Source organism: Effusibacillus dendaii, from assembly GCF_015097055.1.
In the GTDB taxonomy this organism is placed as follows: Bacteria; Bacillota; Bacilli; order Tumebacillales; family Effusibacillaceae; genus Effusibacillus; species Effusibacillus dendaii.
This window is the reverse complement of sequence record NZ_AP023366.1, coordinates 2609804-2634645: the sequence shown is the minus strand read 5'-3', so window position 1 is coordinate 2634645 and position 24842 is coordinate 2609804. Positions and strand designations below refer to the sequence as shown.

General features: G+C 47.1%; 24 protein-coding genes and 1 riboswitch. Of the genes, 14 read left to right on the top strand and 10 right to left on the bottom strand.

The window, feature by feature from the left end; genetic code table 11:
• Window position 1: 1 nt before the first annotated feature.
• The 12 genes from skT53_RS14175 to mazF all read left to right on the top strand — a co-directional run bounded on the left by skT53_RS14175 (window position 2) and on the right by mazF (window position 10544).
• The gene (locus skT53_RS14175) at window positions 2–1141 is read left to right on the top strand and encodes an MFS transporter (RefSeq protein ID WP_200758155.1); all 1140 of its coding nucleotides are present in this window, start codon (window positions 2–4) and stop codon (window positions 1139–1141) included.
• Between the two features lie 18 nt (window positions 1142–1159).
• On the top strand, window positions 1160–2461 hold the full coding sequence (locus skT53_RS14170) for a polysaccharide deacetylase family protein (protein ID WP_200758153.1): 1302 nt from the start codon (window positions 1160–1162) through the stop codon (window positions 2459–2461).
• A gap of 160 nt (window positions 2462–2621) precedes the next feature.
• Window positions 2622–2754, top strand: a riboswitch (cyclic di-AMP (ydaO/yuaA leader).
• A 2-nt stretch (window positions 2755–2756) separates the two neighbouring features.
• Complete coding sequence (locus tag skT53_RS14165; RefSeq protein ID WP_200758151.1) at window positions 2757–3347, top strand: C40 family peptidase; 591 nt, start codon at window positions 2757–2759, stop codon at window positions 3345–3347.
• A 185-nt stretch (window positions 3348–3532) separates the two neighbouring features.
• A complete protein-coding gene (locus skT53_RS14160) occupies window positions 3533–4207 on the top strand; it encodes a response regulator transcription factor (protein ID WP_200758149.1) in 675 nt (224 codons plus the stop codon).
• A complete protein-coding gene (locus skT53_RS14155; RefSeq protein ID WP_200758147.1) occupies window positions 4204–5619 on the top strand; it encodes a HAMP domain-containing sensor histidine kinase in 1416 nt (471 codons plus the stop codon). The genes skT53_RS14160 and skT53_RS14155 overlap by 4 nt, the downstream gene beginning before the upstream one ends.
• A gap of 41 nt (window positions 5620–5660) precedes the next feature.
• Window positions 5661–6743: a YheC/YheD family endospore coat-associated protein gene (locus skT53_RS14150; protein WP_200758145.1), complete on the top strand. Its 1083-nt coding sequence runs from the start codon at window positions 5661–5663 to the stop codon at window positions 6741–6743.
• Window positions 6744–6903: 160 nt separating this feature from the next.
• On the top strand, window positions 6904–7200 hold the full coding sequence (locus skT53_RS14145) for a hypothetical protein (protein ID WP_200758143.1): 297 nt from the start codon (window positions 6904–6906) through the stop codon (window positions 7198–7200).
• A gap of 185 nt (window positions 7201–7385) precedes the next feature.
• Window positions 7386–7958: a class I SAM-dependent methyltransferase gene (locus tag skT53_RS14140; RefSeq protein WP_200758141.1), complete on the top strand. Its 573-nt coding sequence runs from the start codon at window positions 7386–7388 to the stop codon at window positions 7956–7958.
• 17 nt (window positions 7959–7975) lie between these two features.
• Window positions 7976–9286 (top strand): VTT domain-containing protein, encoded by a 1311-nt coding sequence (locus skT53_RS14135; protein ID WP_200758139.1) that lies wholly within the window; start codon window positions 7976–7978, stop codon window positions 9284–9286.
• Window positions 9287–9291: 5 nt separating this feature from the next.
• Window positions 9292–9912 carry a phosphatase PAP2 family protein gene (locus skT53_RS14130; protein ID WP_200758131.1) on the top strand — a complete coding sequence of 207 codons (621 nt, stop codon included), beginning with the start codon at window positions 9292–9294 and terminating at the stop codon, window positions 9910–9912.
• Window positions 9913–9966: 54 nt separating this feature from the next.
• Window positions 9967–10200, top strand: a complete 234-nt coding sequence (locus skT53_RS14125) for an AbrB/MazE/SpoVT family DNA-binding domain-containing protein (RefSeq protein WP_200758125.1) — start codon at window positions 9967–9969, stop codon at window positions 10198–10200.
• A complete protein-coding gene (mazF, locus tag skT53_RS14120) occupies window positions 10194–10544 on the top strand; it encodes an endoribonuclease MazF (RefSeq protein ID WP_200758117.1) in 351 nt (116 codons plus the stop codon). Before skT53_RS14125 ends, mazF begins: the two co-directional genes overlap by 7 nt.
• A gap of 40 nt (window positions 10545–10584) precedes the next feature.
• Here the strand turns inward: mazF and skT53_RS14115 are convergent, their stop codons facing one another.
• Together skT53_RS14115 and skT53_RS14110 are read right to left on the bottom strand one after the other, a co-directional pair.
• Complete coding sequence (locus skT53_RS14115) at window positions 10585–10878, bottom strand: type II toxin-antitoxin system RelE/ParE family toxin (protein WP_318978560.1); 294 nt, start codon at window positions 10876–10878, stop codon at window positions 10585–10587.
• Window positions 10879–10880: 2 nt separating this feature from the next.
• A complete protein-coding gene (locus skT53_RS14110; protein ID WP_200758113.1) occupies window positions 10881–11270 on the bottom strand; it encodes an AbrB/MazE/SpoVT family DNA-binding domain-containing protein in 390 nt (129 codons plus the stop codon).
• A 267-nt stretch (window positions 11271–11537) separates the two neighbouring features.
• Between skT53_RS14110 and skT53_RS14105 the strand changes: the two genes are divergently transcribed.
• Entirely contained in the window at window positions 11538–11792 is a 255-nt protein-coding gene (locus skT53_RS14105) for a hypothetical protein (protein WP_200758111.1), read from the top strand.
• Window positions 11793–11891: 99 nt separating this feature from the next.
• Window positions 11892–12161, top strand: a complete 270-nt coding sequence (locus skT53_RS14100) for a retropepsin-like aspartic protease (RefSeq protein WP_200760995.1) — start codon at window positions 11892–11894, stop codon at window positions 12159–12161.
• 63 nt (window positions 12162–12224) lie between these two features.
• Here the strand turns inward: skT53_RS14100 and skT53_RS14095 are convergent, their stop codons facing one another.
• The 8 genes from skT53_RS14095 to skT53_RS14060 form a co-directional block, all read right to left on the bottom strand.
• On the bottom strand, window positions 12225–14558 hold the full coding sequence (locus tag skT53_RS14095; RefSeq protein ID WP_200758109.1) for an O-antigen ligase family protein: 2334 nt from the start codon (window positions 14556–14558) through the stop codon (window positions 12225–12227).
• A 196-nt stretch (window positions 14559–14754) separates the two neighbouring features.
• On the bottom strand, window positions 14755–16179 hold the full coding sequence (locus skT53_RS14090) for a glycosyltransferase (protein WP_200758106.1): 1425 nt from the start codon (window positions 16177–16179) through the stop codon (window positions 14755–14757).
• 17 nt (window positions 16180–16196) lie between these two features.
• Window positions 16197–16613 carry a type II toxin-antitoxin system VapC family toxin gene (locus skT53_RS14085; protein ID WP_200758104.1) on the bottom strand — a complete coding sequence of 139 codons (417 nt, stop codon included), beginning with the start codon at window positions 16611–16613 and terminating at the stop codon, window positions 16197–16199.
• Entirely contained in the window at window positions 16614–16988 is a 375-nt protein-coding gene (locus skT53_RS14080; RefSeq protein WP_200758094.1) for an AbrB/MazE/SpoVT family DNA-binding domain-containing protein, read from the bottom strand.
• A gap of 557 nt (window positions 16989–17545) precedes the next feature.
• A complete protein-coding gene (locus skT53_RS14075; protein ID WP_200758092.1) occupies window positions 17546–19162 on the bottom strand; it encodes a stalk domain-containing protein in 1617 nt (538 codons plus the stop codon).
• A gap of 98 nt (window positions 19163–19260) precedes the next feature.
• The gene (locus skT53_RS14070; protein WP_200758090.1) at window positions 19261–21744 is read right to left on the bottom strand and encodes a copper amine oxidase N-terminal domain-containing protein; all 2484 of its coding nucleotides are present in this window, start codon (window positions 21742–21744) and stop codon (window positions 19261–19263) included.
• 572 nt (window positions 21745–22316) lie between these two features.
• Window positions 22317–23453 (bottom strand): glycosyltransferase, encoded by a 1137-nt coding sequence (locus skT53_RS14065; protein WP_200758088.1) that lies wholly within the window; start codon window positions 23451–23453, stop codon window positions 22317–22319.
• A gap of 72 nt (window positions 23454–23525) precedes the next feature.
• On the bottom strand, window positions 23526–24815 hold the full coding sequence (locus skT53_RS14060; RefSeq protein ID WP_200758086.1) for an ArnT family glycosyltransferase: 1290 nt from the start codon (window positions 24813–24815) through the stop codon (window positions 23526–23528).
• Window positions 24816–24842: the final 27 nt, after the last annotated feature.

Sequence of the window (24842 nt, the reverse complement as noted above, 5' to 3'; positions counted from 1 at the left end):
TATGAGTATCACGATCATTCTGTTTCTCGTTGAATTTGTACGCGGCGCCTATCTGATCGCCTTTCTGCCGACCTATTCGGTGGATGAGCTCGGATTGCCCATATCAATTGCCGGTACGGCTATAACAGCTCATTACCTGACAGACACGGTTTTTAAAATTTGGATCGGCTACCTGCTCGACCGTTTTTCGGCGCGGACGATTGTGTTCGCAGGATTACTCCTGTCGGCAATCGGTTTATTTGCCACACAGTACGCACATCTTGCCTGGATTCTAATACTGTCCTCTGCCTTGTTTGGAATCGGGGCTTCTCCCATCTGGATCGTCTGTCTCAGCCAGGTCAGGCAGAACGAGCGGGCAACCAGAATGGGGATGCTCTATACGTTATGGTTAATTGGCCTGGGTGCGGGGCCGGTAGCTATTAATTTTCTCATAGATTATAGTTACTCGCTTTCCTTATTTGTCCTAATCGGTCTCTGGCTCATCGCCTGGCTGATTTCATTCCGTCTTTCTGACGAACGGATTTCAACAGGAGACACACCCTCGTTTGGGCAACAGTTGAAACGTCTCTGGGACCGCCTGAAAAAATTAAAACCTCTGCTGCCCGGCATGGTTCTGCAGACAGCGGCAGCCGGCATGCTGGTTCCCGTCATGCCTACATTTACAACAAAAGTTCTCGGCTTTTCTCATGCTACGTATTCCTATACAATGATTGCAGGGGGTGTTTTTGCAGTCGCAGGATTAATCCCGATGGGAAAGCTGTCTGACCGATTCAATAAAAAATGGTTTCTGGTTCTGGGTTTTGGTCTGTTAGCTTTCTCCCTGTACGCACTGCTGTTCGTCTCCCAATTAAATCAGGCGCTCTTTCTGGCCGCCGTAATGGGATTGTCCTATTCGGCTGTACTCCCTGCCTGGAACGCCCTTTTATCCTATCATGTACCGGATGACCAGCAAGGCGTTGGATGGGGGATTTTTTCCAGCGTGGAAGGAATCGGCGTCATGTTCGGGCCAGTGATTGGCGGTTGGATCGCTGACTGGCTGTATGAATCGGCAACGATCGCAATCAGCGCCGTATTGCTGTTAGGCATCTCTATTTTCTATCTGCTGTACCCGTTTCAACGTCTGTTGCCGCCGAAACCCTAATACGGGGAGGAGAATCGGATGACAGGTCTATTTGTAAGTGGACTCGTCCTTATGTTTCTACTATACGGGCCGATCCCGACTGTACTTGTTCGATCCTGCAATTTCATCCGTTTTCGCAAACGAACCAAAAACGGACGCACCGTGGCATTTACGTTCGACGATGGGCCGCATCCTCAATATACACCGATGCTGCTTGATCTTTTGAAGGAACACCATGTGCAGGCCAGCTTTTTTGTCGTGGGCGAGAAAGCAGCCCGCTATCCGGAAATCATTGAAAGAATCCACCGGGAAGGTCATCTGATCGGAATTCATAACGAGAAACACCAATCAAACTGGTTGCTGACTCCCTGGCAAGTACGCAAACAGGTCCGCACAACGGCCGACACGATTGAGCGGATTACGGGGCTGCGGCCTGTTTACTATCGGCCGCCCTGGGGCATGTTGAACCTGTTCGATTTCACTTTGCGACAACACTGCCGGATTGTGTTATGGTCGCTTCTGACTTATGACTGGAGCCGAAAAACAGGTTCTGAATCGATCAAAAACAAATTGCTGACTGGAATCACGGACGGCTCCGTGATCCTTTTGCATGATTGCGGAAGTACACCTGGAGCCGACCATGACGCACCGGAACAGATGCTGTCGGCCCTCCAACAGGTGTTGCCGCAAATCCTCTCAAAAGGGTTTGTCCCGGTTCGCATTGACGAAATGATAAAAGCGCCTGGCCGCCTGTCACCCGGCCGACTGGCGCTCAGTTACCCAAAACGGCTCCTTGTCTCCGTCTGGATGAAGTGGGAAAGGCTTTTTGATAAATGCTTTCATCTGCAGCCGATTGATCCGTCCAATCCACTGTTGAAGGTACGGGTTCGCACGTATCGCGGACAGACCATCCGCTTTGAAAACGGGGAAGAAATTCATACGGGGGACCGTGTGGCGGAGCTTCATTTAAACAACGAGATTCTCTTTAAATATGGGGCGCATGCCCGTTCCCCGTTGCAGTTGGCGATTCGCTTGGTGCGCCTGACGGAACAGGTGATGCCGAAAGCAGCTCAATTGTTAAAACACCCGCGCTTTCAAGATGTAAAGGGATTTTACGGCATTTCTTTGATCAACCGGGGACCCGATCAGTTTGGCTTCCGGATTCTTGATCTGCCAAAAGGGGTGTTTACGTTCGCCACCCGCATCTATTTAAAGATCTTGCTGTATGTGATGCACCCGCAAGGAAAGCAACGGATTCAAACGAAAAAAGAGTTATTAATTCCCAAATTGATCGTCATCTCCACTAAAGAGTTGCGGGAAAAATATTCAAAAATGGGTTAGATATTCTCTTGGGTGGACAGTTTACATTAATTTGGAGAAAATAGAAATCTACCAAAATTGTTTGTAAGTTACGTGCCCGCCGTGAGGCGGCTTTTTTACTGGCTTTGCAGCAGTTTACCAGAATTTACAGGCTGAAATCCGGTTGGAAACTATGGTAAGGTTGTCACAACAGCCGAAGCCCAGAAATCGGGCGCGGGGGAACCAGTTATCCGGGGTGAAACCAATTTTGGTCGGGTAAATCCCTTCTATCCGAACCCGTCAGCTAACCTCGCAGGCTTCACAAGGGAGGTATTTCATGTTTAAAAAGAAAGTTGTTTCTTTGTTGGCCATCGGAATGCTTAGCGCAGCGTTTGTCAGTCCGTCTTTTGCGGCTACGCGCCATATGGCGACGCACCAGGGAGCAGTGACTAGCCATACGGCGGCAACCCGGTCGGCATCATTCAATCTGCCGCCGGGTGTCACATATGACCAGTCGGTTCAACCACAAGCGCCGCTCGACGCAACGCGGCAGGACAAAACAAATGCGGTACTGATGGTAGCAAGAAGCCAGCTGGGTACTCCTTATATCTGGGGAGCCAGCAAAGACCGGGGGGGAAGTGGATTTGACTGCTCAAACTTTACCGCCTATGTATATCACCATGCACTGGGCTACAAAATGAGCGGAGCATCCAGAGTACAGGCATCTTCGGTCGGGAACCCTGTCCCGAAAAGCCAGATGCAGGTCGGCGACCTTGTCATTTTTAACAACGGAAGCCATGTCGGGATTTACGCGGGCAACGGACAGATGATACAGGAAGGCGGCGGACTTGGGAAAGTCGGCTACCTGCCGCTGAAACCAGGTTCTTACTGGTACAACCATATCACTTCGGTCAAACGAATGTATTAATCTGCAAACGGGTTTTTTAGAATCGTGAAATCCCTCAGGATGGGCTTATCAGCCCCTGGGGGATTTTGCTTATCCCTTAGTCGAAAAATGAGAGAATTTTCATCTGGCTCTCAGAGATTTTCTCACTCCCGGTGATACAATATAAAGAAAACTTGGCTTTCGCCAAGCCTCTGGCGGAGGAACCGATGAAAAACATTTTGGTCATTGAAGATGAAAAAAATCTGGCCCGGTTTATCGAGCTGGAACTTCAGCATGAAGGATTTGTGGTGACATTGTCCTATGAAGGTCGGGATGGTTTGCAGAAAGCGCTGAACGGCCAATGGGACCTCATATTGCTTGACCTGATGCTTCCCGGCTTAAACGGTCTGGAAATCTGCCGGCGAGTCCGCAGTGTCAAGGATACGCCCATTATTATGCTTACAGCCCGTGACTCTGTGATGGATCGGGTTTCCGGATTGGACAGCGGGGCAGACGATTATATTCCAAAGCCGTTTGCGATTGAAGAGTTATTGGCGAGAATGCGGTCGCTCAGCCGCCGAATTGAAAAACCAAGCCACACCGCTTCTTTCCTGCAAATGAAAGATTTGATCGTGGACCTAGAATCGCACAGCGTCAAGCGCGGCGATACGCCGATCGAGCTAACCAAACGGGAATATGACCTGCTCGTCACCTTTCTGAAAAATATCAACCGTGTTCTCACCCGAGAAATCCTGCTTGATCTCGTATGGGGGTACGAGTCGGTGGTGGAAACCAACATTGTCGATGTATATGTGCGGTATCTTCGAAACAAAATTGACCGCCCCGGCGAAGACAGTCTGATCCAAACCATAAGGGGCGCCGGATATGTGATGAAATCATGAACCGATTACGAATACACCTCTCCCGTCTGCCGATTCAATTTAAACTGACTGTCTGGTCTTCCCTGCTGCTCTTTGTTTTGTTTATCGCATACAACTTCGTTCAGTATTTGGTGGTCAACAACTGGATGTTCCACCAAGAGCAAGTTCGCATGGAACAGGTCCGGACGGAAGTTCTAAACTATTTGTCAAAACAGGGCCCGCTTTTGAATCGGGGTAACCTTGATAAAACCCGCGAGTTTTTGAGTATACGGACAGATCCGAATCAAATGATTCGGATTTTGGACAATCAGGGCCAGCCCGTGCTGACCGTATCCAATCAGTTTTCTGCAGAACAGGTGAAGCCTCAGGTTGCAACATCCGCACAAACCGCAATGACCGAACAGTATGATGGGAACTTACTCATAAGCCGTATTCCCTTGCAGAGCGCTTCTTTCTCAGGAACCCTGGAGATTGTTTGGGCTTTGAAAAGTTTTGATCAATTGGTTGAATTGGCATTTGCCATTATGGTGATCGGCGGCGGTGTAGCAGTGGCCATCAGTGGTTTCGGTGGATACCTGCTGGCCAGGCAGCTCGTGAATCCGGTCAAGACCATAACGGCTACGATGAGGAAAATACGGGACAACGGCTTGGGCGAGCGGGTACAGTTCCATGATAACGGGGATGAATTGTCTGAACTGGCGCTGATTTTTAATGAAATGATGGATCGGTTGGAACGCTCATTTCTGCAGCAGAAACGATTTGTGGAAGACGCTTCTCACGAGCTGCGGACGCCCATCTCAATCATCGAAGGTCATCTTTCCCTGCTCAATCGGTGGGGAAAGAACGACCCTAATATTCTGGAAGAATCGCTCGCTTCTGCCACTCAAGAAGTGAAGCGGCTCAAACTGCTCGTGATGGAACTGCTCGATTTGAGCAAATCAGACTCATTGCCTTCTCTATCCGAAGTGCCCGCCATTCAGCCGGTTGATATAATCCAACGGACGGTTGACAGCATGCAATTCTTGCATGAGGATTTTACCTTTGATTGTGAACTATCGGCAATTGGAACGGCCACCATTCGAATCAAACCGAATCACTTGACACAAATTTTGTTGATCCTCTTGGACAATGCGGTTAAATATTCGGATAAAGAAAAGAAAATTGTGGTTCACGGTTCACGTGCGAATCATTTTCTTTCCTTGCAAATCCGTGATTTCGGAGAAGGGATTCCGGAATCCGATCTGCCTTACGTGTTTGATCGTTTTTATCGGGTGGACAAGTCACGCAGCAGAGAAAAAGGCGGCAACGGATTGGGACTGTCAATTGCGAAGCGGCTTGTCAGTCATTACCATGGCGATATTCGGATCGAAAGCAAGTTGGGCACAGGAACGACGGTAACCATGCTGTTTCCTATCACCCAGGATGAAAAGTGATCATAAACTGTTCATGACCATATCAAAAAGAAGGGACGTCCTTGAAACATAAGAAATGTTTTGCCATTGTGACGACCAGTGTTCCGAGCCGAACTTCAAAACGTTCCCAATTTCGCCCAGGTTATGCATTCCGAATGATGGCTTTGGAAGGAGAGAAACGGGAACTGCTTACCGTTTTGGTTCATCCGAAAGATTTCGACTGGGAGACCCGACGTATTTTCGGGTGGGTAGGGCTACAGATTGGAACCGAAGCTGAATCCTGGAAACAAGTGAAGCTTCGTTTGCCTGACGTCGTCTATGACAATGTGTATGTTCATTTGGTGAACAAAGGAATGACTCGAACCATCCGAAATAACTGCCGGCGTTTGTGCATTCCACTGTTCAACCCTTTCGTCCCGAACAAATTGCGTGTAAACCAGTTTTTGATTGGCAAAGAAACGGTAAAGTCCTATATACCGGAAACAAAGTACGCCCGTAAGCCGCAAGACGTTTTTACCCTGTTGGATCGTTTTCATTCGGTCTACGTCAAACCAACAGGTGGTTACGGAGGCAAAGGTGTAACTCGAATCTCCCATGCAGGCACCGGACTGTATCATCTTAGAGCGGACCGTTTATCTGACAAACAGGGTCACTTTGAACGTACGATGAATCGTTCCGAATTACAAAGTTGGCTGAGTCACCGCTTACAAATCCGCCACATTGTCCAACAGGGCTTGAATCTGATTCAAGTGGACGGCGGTCAAATCGATTTTCGCGTAGTGGTACAACGGAACGATCAGGGAAAATGGCAGCTTGTCGGCATCATACCCAAAATTGCCGCCGCCGGAGGGGTCGTTACCAACCTCATCGCAGGCGGGCGCAAAACATCCTTTCAGGAACTGATGCTAGGCCATCCTGAACTGAGCCATGTAGGCCCTTTGTTGGAGAAGGCAGCGATCGAGATCGCGCAGGTACTTTCCATACGCTACCCCACTCTTTGCCTCTTGGGATTTGATATGGGTGTTGACCGTGAGGGAAAGGTCTGGATGATCGAATTGAACTCGAAACCGGCACGCTCGTTGTTGGCTCCTTCCATGCAAAGACTGTCCAGCCAACTGGTGACCGCTTTTGCCGATTATTTGTAAGCAAAGCCGATGTTTCTTTTTTAGAGGATCATCGGCTTTTACTTGTTATGACCATATTTAACCGTATTTTCATCAATTTCTCATGGTCTTCTCCGTTCCATTTCATGTTAATCATGCACAATACAAAATGTAAGGCAAAATACAAAAGGAGGAAGTACAAATGAAAAAAGCATGGATGGCACCTGCATTCGCACTCACTCTGGTAGGGAGCGGGATTGCCGGAGCGCTTACGCTTGCACACGCGCAAACAACTGGCACAAATGCGGTACAAGCCCAAGACGCAGACCAAGAAACGGCTGACGACCAGGCAACAGCGGACAATAACGCCCAGGATCAAGAAGTAAATGATCAGACCGAACAAACCCAGGCTCAACCGGCTACTGCAATTACACAACAGCAAAGTACTGATAATCAGTCGGACGGCGAACAGCCGGACGATGCATCAAACAACCAGTAATTTCTATGGGCCTCCTAAGGAGGCCTTTCTATCTTTCTCATCCAATTCTCATTTTTCTTTCCCTGTCTTTTCAGATACAATGGGCATAATAGAAATTGTACACAATATCCCTAACCCCCAATGTGGCAGAGCCCCATCCTCAGGAGGGGCTCCCTTGCACGATCGGGAAAGGAGACGCTGTAAAAATGAAACTCTCCGCCCTTGACTATTCATTCGATAAACTGCTGTTTCTTTCCAAATTTGTCCGTTCCCCACGTACGGTGGGCAGCTTGGTGCCCAGTTCCCGGTTTTTGGCCAACGCCGTTCTGGCCCCCATCAACTGGGACGAGATCTATTCGATTGCGGAACTGGGTGCGGGCACGGGCGCTTTTACCCGTTGTATTGCGGAAAGAAGAAGATCAAGCTGCATATCCCTTATTTTTGAAAGGGATGACGATATGCGCGCACGACTTCAATTTCAGTATCCCGCAGAAAATTACTTTAAAGAAGCAGTCAATCTGTCCCACGCGCTGGACGAATTCCATTTGAAATCTGTCGATTGCATAGTATCGGGACTCCCGTTTGCCAATTTTACACAACAGAAACGGGCTGAAATCCTGCAGCAAGTCAAATCCAATCTAAGTTCCGGCGGACAGTTTATTACGTTTCAATATTCCCTTCAAATGAAACAGCAATTGTCCGAAACGTTTCGTTCTGTCAAAATCGGCTTTGTGCCTTTTAATTTTCCGCCTGCTTTCGTGTATTATTGTCGTAAATAGGTTCTGCAGGAGGTCCTATGTTCCACCTGATACGGCATATACTCGATCAATACGGCTATATTGTGCTTTTTGTATCTTTGCTGCTGGAACTGTTGGCTCTTCCGCTGCCGGGAGAAGTCCTGATGAGTTACTGCGGATTTCTGGTATTCAGCGGCCAATTGAATTTGTATGGCAGTATCCTGTCAGCAACCGGCGGAGTGGCCGTGGGTATTACACTATCCTATCTGCTTGGCGCCAAATTGGGGTATCCGTTTTTCCGCAAATACGGTCCTCGAATACATTTGTCACCCGAAAGATTGGATATGACATCCCGCTGGTTTGAACGATACGGGAATAAACTGCTGCTGTTCGCTTATTTTATTCCGGGCGTCCGCCATTTTACAGGTTATTTCAGCGGAATTACCCGCATCCCCTACCCTGCGTTCGCTTTATATTCCTATCTCGGGGCCCTTATCTGGACGAGTACATTTATCCTGTTAGGAAGGACGCTGGGTCCAAAATGGCAGGAGTTTGAAGGAGCCGTTTCCCATTACCTGGTGATTGGCGGCGCTGTACTGGTTGTCGCTTTGCTTTTGTTTCTTCTTTACCGCAGCTATAAGCAACAGATTTATGCCAAAATCGGCCAGATACTTGAAAAAGCTCTTAAGGCCCTGCAGTCACTTGGTAAACTGGAAGCCCTCCTACTGGGGCTGGGTCTTCTTTTCATCGTACTGTCAGGCCTTATGATCGGCTTTATGACAGAGTATCTGGAAAAGGATTTGATCCGCTTCGACACGATTGTGCGATACGTGGTATCCGCCTTATTCGGACCTGAATGGACTGAATCAATGACCTTTTTCACCCGGCTGGCCTCTGTGCCCGCACTGGTAGGGGTGACCGCTCTTGCATGGGTCTGGATTGTCGTGAAAGGTTCGGATCGTGTTCTGGAGACCGGCTTTCTGTTGTTTACGATTGTGGCAGGCGAACTTCTGGAAGAAAGCTTTCATCGATTTTTCCATCGGGTCGGGAGCCCTTCCGGACTTGCGCCACCCGAATGGGGCATTCCTTCCGAACAATCGATGGTTGCACTCTACGTTTATGGATCGGCCGTATTCCTTCTGATGCGGCACTCCCGGCCAAAATGGATTCGTCCAATCGCATCCCTTGCCTTGCTCGTGATCCTGCTGTTGACCGCCATCAGCCGCATCTTCCTGAACATTCAACTGCCTAGTGACATCGCAGCAGGAATGGTGCTTGGCGGTACCTGGTTGCTTTTTAACTTGATACTGCTGGAAATCTTTCGTCGTTTGCGTCAAATTGGGTCAAATAACCTTACGGGAAACAGGTGAATCTAATGAACTTCGATTTTCAACTTTTTCAAATGATAAATGGGATAGCTGGCCATAACCACGCGTTGGATCGGTTGGTTGCCCTTTTTACAACGTATGGGCCGACACTATTCGGTTTGCTTCTGGTATGGATCTGGTTCAGCAGAAAGGGAAACCTGATCAACAACCGCAAGACTGCGATACTGGCCGTTTTGGCTGCCTTAGTGGCTCTTGCCATAAACCAGTTGATTGGAAGCATCTATTCTCGTCCTCGGCCTTTCGTCAATCATACTGTCAATCTGCTTGTAAGCCACAGTGCGGACTTCTCGTTTCCCAGCGATCACTCGGCTGGCGCCTTCGCCCTGGCGTTCGCCCTGTTGCGGTTACGTAACCGTTTCGCAAAACCGCTGCTTGTGCTGGCCGTGCTGCTCGGACTGTCTCGCATTTACGTTGGCGCCCACTACCCGACCGATGTGCTGGGCGGTGTTGGAACAGCGGCTATCGCCAATCTGCTCGTCTCTTGGCAACAGGAGCGTCTGCAGCCTGTAGTCCGGTTTCTGCTGAAGATTTGGGATCGGTTGTTCGGTCGTTTTTCTCCTTCCGGGAAAACGCCTTCCGATTATAAGAATGAGGATTATCGGGCGTGAGTGACGAAAAAAAACTTTTGGTATATACTATGTATAAACAAAGAGGTGAGTAGAATGCAAACCTATGTAACAAAATGGGGTAATAGCTTAGGGATTCGCATCCCTGCATCGATGGCGGAACAGGCTCACATCGAGAACGGGACACCCATAGAAATTCAAATCAAAGATGACATGATCATTATTCGTCGCCAAACCTATACGTTAGAAGAACTTTTGGCGCAAATTACCCCTGAAAATTTGCATGACGAAGTAAATACATCAGATCCGATAGGTAACGAGATATGGTAAGCAGTACACCACATGCGTATATACCAGAGCGGGGAGATATCATTTGGCTTCAGTTTAACCCCCAAGCCGGGCATGAACAGGCTGGAAGGCGACCGGCTTTGGTGGTTTCCCCCATAGGATATAACCAAAAAGTCGGACTAGCCATTGTCTGCCCAATAACGAATCAAATAAAAGGCTATCCTTTTGAAGTGATCCTACCCACTGACTTGCCAGTCACCGGTGGTATCCTTGTTGACCAAATTAAAAATTTGAATTGGAGAGTAAGACAAGCACAATTTGTTTGTAAAGTACCTCCTGAAACGATTACCGATGCACTCCTCAAATTAGGTACACTCCTAAAATAGGCCCTACCTTTAACTTATCGCGAATTTGATAGTACCTGGTTCACTTCATGTACCGTTTAAGTTCCTTGTAAAAGTTTTCCCGAGTTCCGGCCATCATTACCACGACAATTTCACCCTCGTCATTCTCCGTCAATCGGTAAGCCAGTTCATAGTTCGTCTTTTGGTGGTAAATGTCATAGGAATAGATCCCGGCCAACTCACCTGTTTTGGCATCTCCTACGGTCGGATCCGAACAGATCTCCCGGATGGCTTCGAAGTATTTCTTTTTGAGCTGCTTGTCTTTTAATTTTTTGAAGTATTTTTCGGCTGGGGGCAAATAGTCGACTCGTAACACACTCAATCCTCCATGACATCACCAAAGATCTCTCGCGTCTTTTCAGTTCCGGTTCCTGACGTCTTTTGTGCAATACGGTCGGCTTCTTCAATCATCCGGACAACAGCGGGACGAACCTTAGAACTCATCTTGATAAACTCTTGGACAAGTTCTTGTCCTTGAAATCCTTGATTCACCAGATCCTTTAAAATTTCTTCAGCAAACTCATTAGTCCGGATTGGGCGAATTACCAGCTCGTCGCCGCGAATAAAACAATCTACTTCACTACCAATTCCCAATTTTTCAAAGAACTTTTGCGGTATAGTGATCTGTCTCTTAGCGGACACACTAATTCTTTTTGTTTCGAAGTCCATTGTATGGATTCCCTCTCTTTTTACAATTTGGGTACCCATAGTATATTCCCTCCCGGAAAAAAGTATTCTTTGTCTTCATAATTTCTGTGTTTCCTTGTTTCTTTGTTAATTATAGCATTTTATAATGAGAATAAACAGAGCACTGACGGAGATTCAAAAACTCCACATAAATCAATAAATTTAACAAGGTCCCTTATCGTTATTGTTTGGCTATTTTCCGATAACGTATTTTAACTGCCTGCTATAGAATATCATGCGCTCTTGTTTCAAAATTAGAATGAGGAACCTTGAAAGGGGAGTCCAGATATGCAGTGGTCCGAAGTTTGCAAACTGTATCCGGATCAATGGGTACTTGTGGAAGAATTAAAATCATACGAAAAAAATGACAAGATATATGTTGAAGAGGTTTCCGTAATCAAACCGATCCCGGATTCAAAAGAAGCCATGAGAGAACTCATGATTGCTAAAGGTGATCGATTTGTGTATCACACATCTAAAGAACAGATTGTAATGGAAGTTAGGACAAAGCCTTCCATCAGGAGGCACGCCAATGGTAATTGAGTTCATTGATGGACTCTTATTTACTTCTATCACCCTCATGCACCAAGGAAAATTTAAAACACTGGAGAATGTCGTTATCGACACCGAGCCACAAAATCGATCATTTCCGCAGATGCTGTAGAAGAGCTGAACATTGGTCCTGAAAAGGATGATAAAATCGTAGTAATGCGTGGAATCGGTGGAAAACAACGTTCTCTCCGTAAGAAAGTTGATGGGGTTCGTTTCGGAAGTTTTGAGATTAATGAAATGTATGTGGATTTTGGGCTTTTGGATTCTGACATTGACGGACTGATCGGATTAGACATTCTCTTAAGTGGACGGTTCATAATTGACTTGGCGAATATGGAGATTTATCGAAATCGTTCATGAGTTTATATGGAAAAAGGGGCTTGTCCATTCACCTTGGACAGGCCCCTTTCGTCTTGTATAGTTTTATTGCAACGGTTCCAGTTTCGCGAGTCCCTCGAAATATTGTTTCAGCTTTGGATCCGTCAGAGTCGGCGCCAACAGGTTCAAGTCAACCGACTGCCCTTGTCTCTTCTGGATAGCTGCCAACATCACTTTCGCACGATTTTGATCCTGCTGCTGTGCCGCAGTCAACAAAGGTTCGAGAACCTTCTTCGCTTCCTCATACTTTCCGAGGTACACGTTGGCTTCCCCGTAATACAGCTTCATTTCCGGAGTAATGCTGTAATCGTATTCCGGTTTCAGTACAGACGGCAAATTCTTGAAATCAGCGATACGCTGCTCAATATTCTGGTACGTACTAATAATGTCAGCAAAAAACTGTTTTGACTTTCCTTTGTCTTTACTGTACTCCTCTGCACCATGACTGCCTGCCACGCGCATATAATTTTGTGCGAAGTCCATGGCATAGGGGTCATTTTCCCACGCTTGTTTTGCCAAATCGACCGCTTTCACTGGATCCCCGAACCGTGTGTAATAATCGGAGGCTCTAACCAGATTATCCGGCTGGTACGGGGCTTTCGCCACCGCGCTATCCACGTTTTCCTTAATCTGTGCAGCGAGCTTTTGATCCTGATTGTCTTTATAAAGCTGCGTCTGAAAATCTGCCAGCTTCAAATACGCTGCTGGACGGTATGGTGCAAAAATGGTAGCGTTTTGCGCCGCCTTCAGACCGACATCCGGTGTTTTGGCTGCATTCGCTATCGCCATCTCACGATCGGACAGCAGGAACCCGCCAGCTATTACAGCACCGATTACCGCTACGACAACTCCTCCGTAATTCCAAGTTGTTTGTGAGGAGGATATTTCTACATTCCGCGTAAGAATGCTTGGAAATTTAACTGTAAACGGCGGAACCAACATCCCCAACAAAGCCCACATTAAATAATTGTTCGTTCCATAGGACATATCAAAGTCAATCAAAGAGTGCCCCAGCAACCCAACTAATCCACAGAAGATCGCACTCTGCATAACCCGGTTTTTAAAATCGAACATGCGCAAGGATTTAATCCCCTGCCAAATCGCCATACCGATCATCGTCAACCAGACTAATGTTCCCAGCACCCCTACACTCATAATAATATCGATCAGGTAACTGTGCGACTCGTTACTGATATAGGGATAGGACTGGTAGCGGAGATGGATGGCCTTCCATGCATCCCATCCGGCTCCCAAAACCGGGAAATCATGCAGCACTTTTAAGCCGTCTTTGTAAAAGAGAAAGCGCTGCACAACTGAAAACTGCTGCAAGTTAATGGACGAAATACGTTCTGCCAGATTTTGCGGAAGTCCCACTTTCAGAACGACTCCGGCAACCGCCAAAACAGCCACCAATCCAACTACTGCTGCCACTGTTACACGCTGCTTCTTATTGAGTCGGTTCGTCAATTTACGTATTGCCGCTTCAAACAGCCAAGACACCAAAACAGCAAGAATAGTTCCGGACATTGTAATTTCCCATCCAAAGACCGATTGCTTCTGCAATACCGCTTTTGAAAGAAAGGCGATAGTAGCTGCCAATCCAACCAATGGAACCGCTGTTTGAATCACAACTCGACGTCTTGTTCCTTTCGGATAAATCAGGAATAACAACAGGACCATTCCGGCAAGTACGAGCCATGTACCGCGTGAATATGTCAATATAACAGACGAAAGGAGAAGGTAGGCAACTGCCGGATAGATCCGTTTCATAATTTTTCCCGTTTCGACGGTGGAGGCGGCAACGGCAATGACAAACAATACCGCCTGATAAATAGCGAACGCGTTTGGATATTCAAAGTTTGACGCTAACCGCCGCAAGTTTTCATCAAAAATGGTGCCGTTCACATTCAAGGTACCAAATCCGTTCGCCAGACCGTAGAGGCTGAATACCACACCTGACAACAGCAATCCGTTTAACAGCGATTGCCTGTTTCGGTCAATGCTTGTAATCACCCGCACGATCAGATAAACCAGCGTATAATCAAACTGACGGATCAGTCCCGTTACTGCGTATTCCTGATTGGCAGGGGTAAATGTGGTCAACAGCACCATTAAAAAATACCCGCCGACAAACAGGTCGGTCATTTGCCAGCCGCTTACCTGCGCTCTCGACATGCGCAGCCATGCCAAGACTACAATCGAAACTGCGCTGACATACAGTGAGGAGATCATAAACGACGGGTTGAAAAACAACCCGTTCTTGAATGAAAAACCCACAAACAGGATTGTCATCAGCAAGTAAAACAGTTTATTTGTTCGATAGGCTTGTGCCGTCTCTATGTTGACACGCGCCCCTATCACTCCGGTCAATTGTGTCATCGATCTGTTTCCTCCATTATTTCTTCTCTATTATGGTTCTACATAACTATCCTCAATTGTAACAACCTCCCCGACAAAAATCGATAGAAACTTGTTCCTCTCTATACAGTATCGATCATCCAAACAAAACAGCAGATCGGCAAATCTGCTGTTATTGGCAAACTTAGATTGTATACACCGCATCCAATTTCCATATTCAAAGCTTGCTTACGATCTTTTCAATCCTTTGTTTATATGAGGCTGGACAAGCAGCCAAAACTTGAAGGTAATGCTTTTTCGCTTTATCTGTCTCTCCCGACAAACGATAAAGATCCGCCAGAAGGAGATCGGCTTTCCACTTTACAATGTCACTGTTAGGGGAAACCAAACCCCGATATTCTGCAAATAACGCTTTCGATTTCTTTAAATTTTCTTCGACTTCTTTATAGAATTGTCTTCCCTTTTGAATTTGAATATACCCCAAATAGTAATAACTGTCAGGGAATGTCGGATTCGCTTCCACCATTCGGTCACATACCTTTTCCGCTTCCGACAATTCACCTTTTGCCAGATAGGCGGACACTAACAAATTTAGAACCTCGATAAGAGACCCAAATCCCCGAAACGTTTTCGCCTTCTCTTCCGCTTTCCGTAAGGCTTGTATTCCCTTATCCAAATCTCCTTTGTTTAGCGATTCACGCCCAAGATACAACCACCAGGTCGGATCATCTGGCTCATCCTGAGTCATGTTCTCCAAAAGTTCGATATTCCGTCGTAATTTTCTCTCCATATTCGTTTTTTGAGGATCATATCCGTCATGAAACAATCGAATCCGCACAAAAAAATCATGTGTCCCGAGGTCCGTATACCGGTTCCCCCGGATGGGACCCAGTTGTTCATGGATTCTCCCATAATACCGTAAATGGCCTCTTATGGGAAAGAACCGAGGTAATCCATAATTGATGGAAATCCGATCCCCCATTTGATTTAGCATCATGATATGCAAAAGAGGGTGCGGCTCATAGTCAGCCAATAAGGAAGCGGTATAGTGAAGAAGAGGGACATCATCCGGGTGCAAATGTTTATCCGCATCCACCCACAAAACCCAATCGCTCTCCATTTGTGACATGCCAAAATTGCGTGCTGCTGAAAAGTCATCACACCATGCAAAATGAACCACTGTTGTTTTCGGAAACGATTTCGCAATTTCGATTGTCCGGTCCGTTGACCCTGTATCGACAACCAGGATCTCATCCACCGCATGAACCAAGCTTTCCAAACATCTGCCAATACAGCTTTCTTCGTTTTTAGCTAGGATAGCCGCACCAACTGAAGTCTTGTTGCGAACCTTGAGCAAGTCCTCGACCTCTTCTTTTATGATTCCTTTCGGCACGCTCTCAAGCGATTTTAATTTCTGATCGATCCATGTTGCTTGTGGATGGAATAAACAAGCACGCGTATACACTTTATGAGCCATCAACCCGCACCCTTGATAATAAAGAGAATCCCCCAACAAGATCCAGGCTTCCTCAAATAGCGGGTATCTTCTTACAATATCGGATGCCAATCGTTCCGCGAGCAAATAGTTGTGATCCTGAATCGCATATTGTACGGGTTGAAGTAGGGTGTTTGAGTCCTGCATGTCCATCATCCCCATCATTAAATATCTTTAGGACGACTTACTGTTATACCTAATTTTTGAAAATCCTTTATATTGAAGGTTGCAACGTGATCTGGCGGATTCGCACGGCTGTGCGCTGCCATATAAGCATCAGTAAAATCAATCCCATGTGCTGCATAATTCTGTAAGGACTCTAAAATGACACTTTTCTCGTCTACTTCAATGCCATCCGCATAAATAAGATGTGTCAAAGTAGTAGCAATGTCAGATGGTGTATATCCAAAACGAGGCCCTTCTAAAACCCAACAACACTCAGCAATAACAATTGACGGTACTTTTAAAGTAACTTCACCACTTTGGACTTTTTCCATCAGCTGAGCCGCTTCGATGCCATTGGAGTCTTTAGTTAAAAAGCTAATAATTACATTTGTATCAACCCATACTTTATGCGCCAATTATAAACCTTCTCCTTTAGAGAATCTCTTCTCTGTCATCGAATAACGGGCTTGCCTGCGAATCTCTTGAAAGTCCATTTCTGGTTGATTTGGACGTGCCGACAAAGCTCCAAACAATGACATTAAAGGCTTAGTTCTTATCACCCGAACACGTAAAGTGCCCTGGTCAATTACCTCAAATGCGAGACTATCGCCCTCCTCCACCTTAATGGCCTTTCGAATTTCTGCAGGGATAACAACCTGCCCTTTCGATGAAACTTTAGTAGTGACCGACATATTTTTACTCCCTCCGAATGACACATGCTCGAAGGGACTAAAGCAGTTCCCCTTCTGATTTACGGGTTTCAATCCCTCTTTCATATTCCTCATCGTCATCCCCCAACTCCCCCTCTTTCAATTTTATCTTACTTTATACAATATGTAAAACATTTTATTTCGTCTTACCTAATATAATTGACTTACCTCCAGTTTTATATACGGGCAGAGACAACATTTTAACGGTTTTATACGTTTAAGCAACTTGTGGACACGTAATCGCCCCGATCCTGTCCGCCTTATCGGGCGACTTAGAGTATGAAAAAAACGACTGTTCATGTGTCGAATCCTCCTTCACGAAGAAGGATTAGTGAAGCTTGAAGACAACGCCAATAAATATACCTTTGTCCGGAAGAGATCTACCCTAAAGTATGATCAAAAGCTGGATGAGAAGTTCCATCAGATAGCCTTTCCCATGTCGGGGCCGTACCAAAGAGGATGAAGAAACCAAACGTCAGTATAAAGATGCCACGAGCGATGACAGGCAAAACGAAACGGTCTTAGTCCAATCGAATTTAGGACCAAGACCGCCTAACTGATTTTTATTATTTGTACTGTCTACTTGACGGGGTGCCAGTTCACTTTTTGGGACAGCCTCTTACACGCTTCGGATCTATCTATTGACCGCCGCCTGATGCAGCCCAGGGCTTATCAAATGCCATCAGGTTGTTGTCATGCTGTGCAGCCAAGCTGAGCATCTGTTGTTTGATCTGTTCAACAGCCAATTGTGCGGCTACCACATCAGCCTGGATACCCGTTCCGTTATCATACTTCACTTTCGCAACGCGAAGGTTGTCTTCGGCAGCCTGCAGTTTGCTTTGCAACCCTTTATATTGGTCTTCCTCTTGCTTAATCGCGTTGTAGAGAGAACGAACTGTTTTTTCCAACTGATCTTTCAGTTGACCGACCGAAAGCTTCGCTTTTTCCACATCGATCTCTTTGGCCTTGTACGGATCAGCAGATGGATCGTTAAACGTATACAGATCGACCCGGAGCTGAGCCAAATTCACATTCTGCTCCGCTTGCCAAATGTTTGGACTGTCATTGATGACCTGATTCACTTTCACATCTGCATCAATCGAGCTGTTAGTCATCTGGGGTACATCCACCAGACTTGGGCGTGCATCAACTGGCAGGCCCAACAATTTATCCAGCTTTTGGTACGCGTCATCCATCGCTTTTTTCGCCGCAGATAATGAAGTATCGGCGTTTTTAAAATTGTTTTGTGCCTGAAGCTGATCATTTGTGCTCGCCATTCCCTGTTGGAACTTGGCTTGTGTGATCCGGTTTTGCTGATCGGCGTTTTGATAGGCGATCTGTGCCAAGTTTAAAGCTTCCTGTGCCTGGAAGACACCATTATACGCCTGTTTCACCGCATAAGCAATCGCGTCCTGCGCCATTTCATAACTTTTCTTCGACATCAGGTAACTGGTCTGAGAAGTGGCGAATGAGGAATACAATTTCGCAGCTGACGCGTTATCCCCCGATGCCGGGATCCATTTCACATCATCCGAAACATTGTCCATCACTTCTTTAGAACGCTCGATATCTTTGGCGGCATTTTTCAAAGAGTAACTGCTGTTCATTGCCATGGTGACCGCCGCGTCATACGTCAGCTGGTTCGTATTGCTGCTATCGGCAGACGTACCATTCGAAACTGCGGCAGTCTGTGTGGTATTGCTTGCAGAAGTGTTCCCAGCCGTGTTGGACTGTGATGCACTGCCCGCCGGGTTAGTCGCCGAAGATGCACTATCTGTTGAGTTGGATACAGATGAGCCTGGAGTCAAGTTTGCAGATGATGCAGCCGCAGTATCGGACGTGATCACGGCGGAACGATCATTTGCGTTCCAGTCCACTTTCGCACCCAGCGATTCACTTACAAAACGAAGCGGGACCATCGTTCGATCATTGATGATTTTGGGCGGAACATCCAGATTGATAGAAGTCCCGTTCTTGGTAGCAACCAGCGAATTGATCTGAAGGTTGACCTGCAGATTGGCTTTTGTAGCCGTTACCGTTTGTGTGGCATCATCCCAATTGACCTGCGCCCCAAGTGCCTCAAAGATCCCCCGCATCGGCACTAACGTCCGGTCGTTGACAATCACCGGCTGCTGATCAAATGTTCGGGTCTGACCATTAATGACTACCTGAATTGCTGATTCCGCCGCAGACACGGTACTCGCTGCACTGGTCAACAACAAAGTCGCAAAAAAGACCGATAGTTGTCTCTTCACGAGAAACCCTCCACATTCTTTTCCCATTGTGGGGAAACATACTTTTTAGAAAAAGAGACCCCCTTGCGGGGGTCCCAAATTCTTACTCGAGAGAGCAATTACTTAACGGTTACAGTTTGAGCTGTTGCATCCCACTGTATGTCTGCACCGAGTGCCTGACCAACCGCGCGGATCGGGAGCATGGTACGACCGTTATTGATTTCCGGAGCTGCATCAATCGTTACAGCTACGCCGTTTACATACATGACGTTGCTGTCGATCGTCATTTTAACAACCCGGTTGTTTTGGAAGATCGTTACAGAACGATCAGCGTCGCTCCACAGGATGTTGCTGGACGATACGCCCAGAGCTTGTGCTACATAACGGATCGGCAGGTACGTACGATCGTTTTTGATGTACGGAGCTGCATCCATCGTTTGTTCCGAACCATTCACGGTGTAGGAAGTAGCACCGATCTTGAATACAGCGTTGCCTCTTTGATCGGAAGCTGCCGGAGTAGCAACGGTAGCGATGTCAGCTTTAGCTGCCGTCGTATCGTTGGTCCAGTCAGAGTACTTGGAAGTGTAAGCAACCGGTTGACCTTTAACTTTCAAGGTAATCGGGCCTTCAGCAACCGTACGGTCTACTTTCAGCTTGATGTTCGAAACCTTGATCGTAGACGGAGTTGTGCTTTCACCAGTAACTTCGAATGTTACACGGTTGTCGCTTGTTCCGTTGTCAGCAGCCGTTTGGATGTTGTCGATCGTCAGGTCACCAGAAGTAACTTGAATGGTCGGCTTGCCGTCGAACGCTACGCCATCCGGCAGGTCAAGGATTACTTGGTTGTTGTCATGCTTGCTGTCTTTGCTGAATCCACCAGCGATTTGTTCTGTGATGGTGAAGTCGCCAGCTGTTTGACCAGCAGCACCGATATTTACTTTCGGAGTTGCAGAAGAAGAAGCTTTAATAGAACCAGCTGCTTTTGCAACTACTACTTCGCCGGTTACAGATGCGCTGCCGCCAACTTCAACCTTAACATCACCGGTAAAGGTCGGGTCAACTGCGATTTGCTGATTCTTGATCGTTACTTTACCCGGATCTTTGCTGTTTGAAGAATCACCGGTAACTGTGAATTTAGCAGTCCGGTAGTTCGTTCCTTTGTAACCAGTGAACGTGAGATGCAGCCCGTTTTCACTCGTGGTGGTTGCATCGGTGGATGCACTTGCCGGATCAGTAGAACTGAGTCCATCCGTATCTGCTTTGAATTCCGGCTGCCATCTAGCACCTTCCGGCAGTGTCAATTCAACGGTACGGCCGGAAACCAGAGCGCCCGGAATTCCTTCTTGGATAGTGATATCCGCGATATCCTGCTCATCCTGACCGGAGATTACATTGGTCGGAGTAGCAGCCGTTACGGTAGCATTGTAATCGCCATAGCGGCCAACTACGATGTTGCTTACATCTGTATCGGATTGACCGGATACAGTAGCAGTAATATCACCGTATTTTGCTGTATTACTGTCATCCACGTAGAAGTTCAGTACCAGTTCAATCTGAGTTGCCTGCGAACGAGTACCGGCTGCAGTCTCATTGTAGCTGACTCTCAATTCTTGATCGTTCGGAACAATGGTTAAAGCATTAGCGGTAACTTTATTAGTGTTGGGATCGATGATTGTACCATCAACAACACCCGAATCCCCGTACAATACAGATGCCTTATTACCAGTAGAGCTCCACTTATAGCCAGAAGGCAGTTTGAACTTAACCGTATCTCCGTTTCGGAACGCACCTGCAACATCTTCCGCCAGGTCAATTTTAACTTGGAACTTGTCGTTCGAAGACTGCGTGTCAGCTACAGCAACGGAAACGGTACCGCTGTTAGATATTTTCGCAGCCGTTACTTTACCATTCGGGAAACCGCTGTTGGGAGAAGCATCAAATACAACATCCAACGGACCGCCGCTTGCACCCGTAACGTCTACGCCGTACAGTTCAACGTAGAATACAGCGTCGAACGGTTGTACAGAGCTTACCGCTTTTCCATTGAGGGAAGCATCAGCACCCGTGTTTCCGCCGTAGAGAAGATCTTGGCGCACCGTAATTTGGAGGCGGTCATCTCCTAATTGTTTTACACTAAAGATCCCAGTATACGGACTTATATTAGAGGCAGCGTTCGGACTAATGTTTTGATCTGGAGTGCCGGTAGGATCATTGGTTCCAACAAAACCGTTCTTATCACCTGCGTTGTTGATGATGGTCGGAACCGACACAAAGTTTTTGTAAGTTTTACCACCTACAGATGCAGAACTACCACCAGATTGAACCGATTGCGGAGCTACTGAGTTATCCGGCAGTTTCACACCGCTCGGAAGTTTAACCGTTACCACGTTGCCCGCTTTCAAGGAACCTGCAGCAACCGAAACTTTAATTTTCCCAAGAGCTTGGTCAGTGGTAGCTTCCGTCGAAATCGTCGGAACCGTTACTGCAGTGATGGTGCCTGCGCCAGCAGCGAATACGGAAGAAGCAGCCGGAGCTACAACTGCTACCGGAGTAGCGATTGCGGTTGCAGAAAGAACCGCAAGAAGTTTTGTGCTCTTTTTCATAACTCTTATTTCTCCTCCTCTTAAATCCTTTAGTACTTACTGATAGGTTGTGTGTTGTAATTCAGAGCCAAACCTTTCCCTATATATGTTCAACCCCACTCAGTCTCTGCCCAACATGCTTGAATTTCGATTCTGCGACCTTCCCAATTCCCGTTCCCTAAGGTTCGCATGACGAATTCCACGCAATTCGCTGAGCCTCTGCCCAAGCAGGACAACATCACTCCCTTCAGTGAAATTCACCTTTACAGTCGGTGAAGCTGGAATTTCACATTAAGTATACGACACAAATCAAGCAATTCCTCTTATATGGATTCGAAATTTGTCGGAAAACTATGAGGGTCGTTCCAACTTGTCTATCGAATCTATGAATCTTTTGTTTGGCTCATGAACCGATTATACTTGCCTGCAAATAGAAACGTAAAGTAGTAAAGATTTCTTGCTTTGCCATCACTTTGCCATCCATATGCGCAACGTCTCGGTTTTATACCTGCGGTTTTTATAGCTTACAGAATGGCTTTAAACGTGTAATGGTTTGTTTTACACTATGATAGACGTAACGAAACATAAAAAGGTTACACCCGATTCATCATTTTTTTATAAATTTCTTCGGTTTCCTGTACAAGACGTTGGAGAGAATAGTATTGAAATACTTTTTGCTGCCCGGTTTGCCCCATTCTCTTCATCTGTTCGGGAGTCGATAACGCGGACTGGATGGCGCTGCAAAGCGCATCGGCATCCTGTGACGGGACGAGCATTCCGTCTTCGCCCTCCGCTACGACCTCCGGATTTCCACCCACCGCGGTGGCAATCACGGGCACTCCTGACATCATAGCCTCCAATAATGCAATCGACAATCCTTCCGAGACGGAAGGAAGCACAAACAAATCGAACTGCGGCAGCAATTCGGCTACATCCTGGCGTACGCCAAGAAAATGAATGCGCTGCTGCAACCCGGCCTCTATTGCCGCCTGTTTTAACTCCGCTTCCAGTTCGCCGCCGCCGATCCAGACATAGTGTACATCCGGAAACTGATTCTGCAGCATTCCCGCCGCACGCATCAGGTAGGAATGGCCTTTCACCTTATGGAGCCGAGCCACGGTTCCGACCAGCACCGCGTCCTGTGGCAGTTGCAATTCTGCGCGAAGCCGGGAAAAGGACGGTCTTGCGGGAGGCTGGTCCGGCAGGCGAATCGCATTGTGAATCACACTCGTCCGGTTTTGCGGCAATCCTTTCTGATAAAGTGTTTGCTGCATGGCGCGGGACACCAGAATAAAATGGTCGACCAGAAACCAGGTGCGCTTCTCAAGAAAACCGAAAATCGCCCGTTTCCAGGGCACCGGATAGTCCAGTTCGAGAACGCTGTGAATGGTAGTGATGAGTTTAAATCCGGACGGCAAGGACAGTTTCGCAAGTCGTCCCGCCAAATTGGCACGGACTCCATGCGTATGCACAATATCCGGGTGAATCGCACCAATTAATTTACGAACGGCCCGCAGACCAAACAAGGTTCGGGCTGTCTGAAGCGAGATCACCGAAACTGGAATTTGCAGTTGTTGCAGCCGTTCCGCTAATTCCCCCTGGTAAAACACAATAACATGAGGTTCCCATTGCTCCCGATCCAGTGATTGTATCAGTCCGAGAAGATGCTGTTCCGCCCCGCCAAACTCGCCGCCGCCAATTATGTAAAGGATTTTTGCTGGAGCTGCCATCTGCATCCCTCCACGGACCCTTTCGGTCATCTTCATTTATTTATAATAACAAAAAGCAAGATTCGCTTACAATCATGTATCCGAACGGGATTGCCGCCAGAACGCAAGTCCGGTTCGCAGCGATTGCCAAATCGATACGAGAGCCACACCGATTGCCAGATAGAGAAACGGCATCAAAGGCTCGTTATACCGCCCGAAAACAAAGTAAACGCTGTACACCACCGTAAAATAGCCCAGCAGACTGAAGAGCAGGAACAACTCTTTCCTGCCTTTCCTATTTAATAAGAAGGAAAGCAGGAAAGCCAGCAGCCCGAATTTGACAATCCGCCACTGCGCTGCATGTACATCCGCTTCCTTTATATGAAAGATCTCCACCCAATAAAACGAATCTTTCCATAAAATCTTCGGTTTCAACCAGGCATAGCTTTCAATAAACGAATTCCGGTCGGTTTCCCACCACAATTTAATTCGCTGTTTCGCAACCTCGGCCTGTATCTTCTGAAACTCAAAGGAAGTTACGTTTGCATATTCCGCTTTCAAATTCTTCATAAGTTCATCCTGCGGAGGACGATTCGGATACCCTTTTCCCTGATAGGAACCCAACAGCAGAGGATTCCCCTCACCCGCCGTCAGAGGAATAAACGTATGATAATGCACATAATTGCGAATCCACCAGGGAGACAGCACCATCAGCATGACGGCAGCCGCAATCGCCGCCTGTTTCATCAGCAAGCGAAACGGATATTTTTGCAGCAGCAAGTAAATCAGAAGCAGGACCGGATAAAGCGCGACGGTTGTTTTGAACATAAGAGCCGCCATATAACACAGCAGCAAGCTGTAGAAATGAACCGGTTTCCGTTCACGCGCCAATCGAACGGAGAAGTAAACCAGAAACACAAGGCTTGCAAAAAACGGCGTTTCTGTCAGCAATAAGTTGTCGGTTACAATATGCTCGATGGAAACAGCCAGCAAAAAAGCGGCGATCACTCCAACAGCCGTTCCCCAAATATAACGGCCCAGCAGATAGATTCCATAAATGCCAAGCAACCCGATTCCGATCATAACGATCTTCGCCGCGTACATTCCTAGCGTTCCCGATCCGAACAGCAAAAAAACGGCCGCCAGCAGAAGCGGCTGACCCGGCATAATTTTGACAGTCGGTTCAGTTGCGAAATGGGCCGGTTCCGTAGGCCCTTTGTACGTTAACATCCCCGTTTCCAATAACCGAATGGCACCATTCGTATAGCCTACGTCATCGCTATGCAGGCTGAGGTGATCCAAGCCATATATCGCCAGCGCGGAAAGCCTGAGCAGAAGCGCGATCAATAAAACCGTTCCGATCCACATGCGGTGTTTTGGCATCGTATAATTTCCTTTTTAATAAATGGA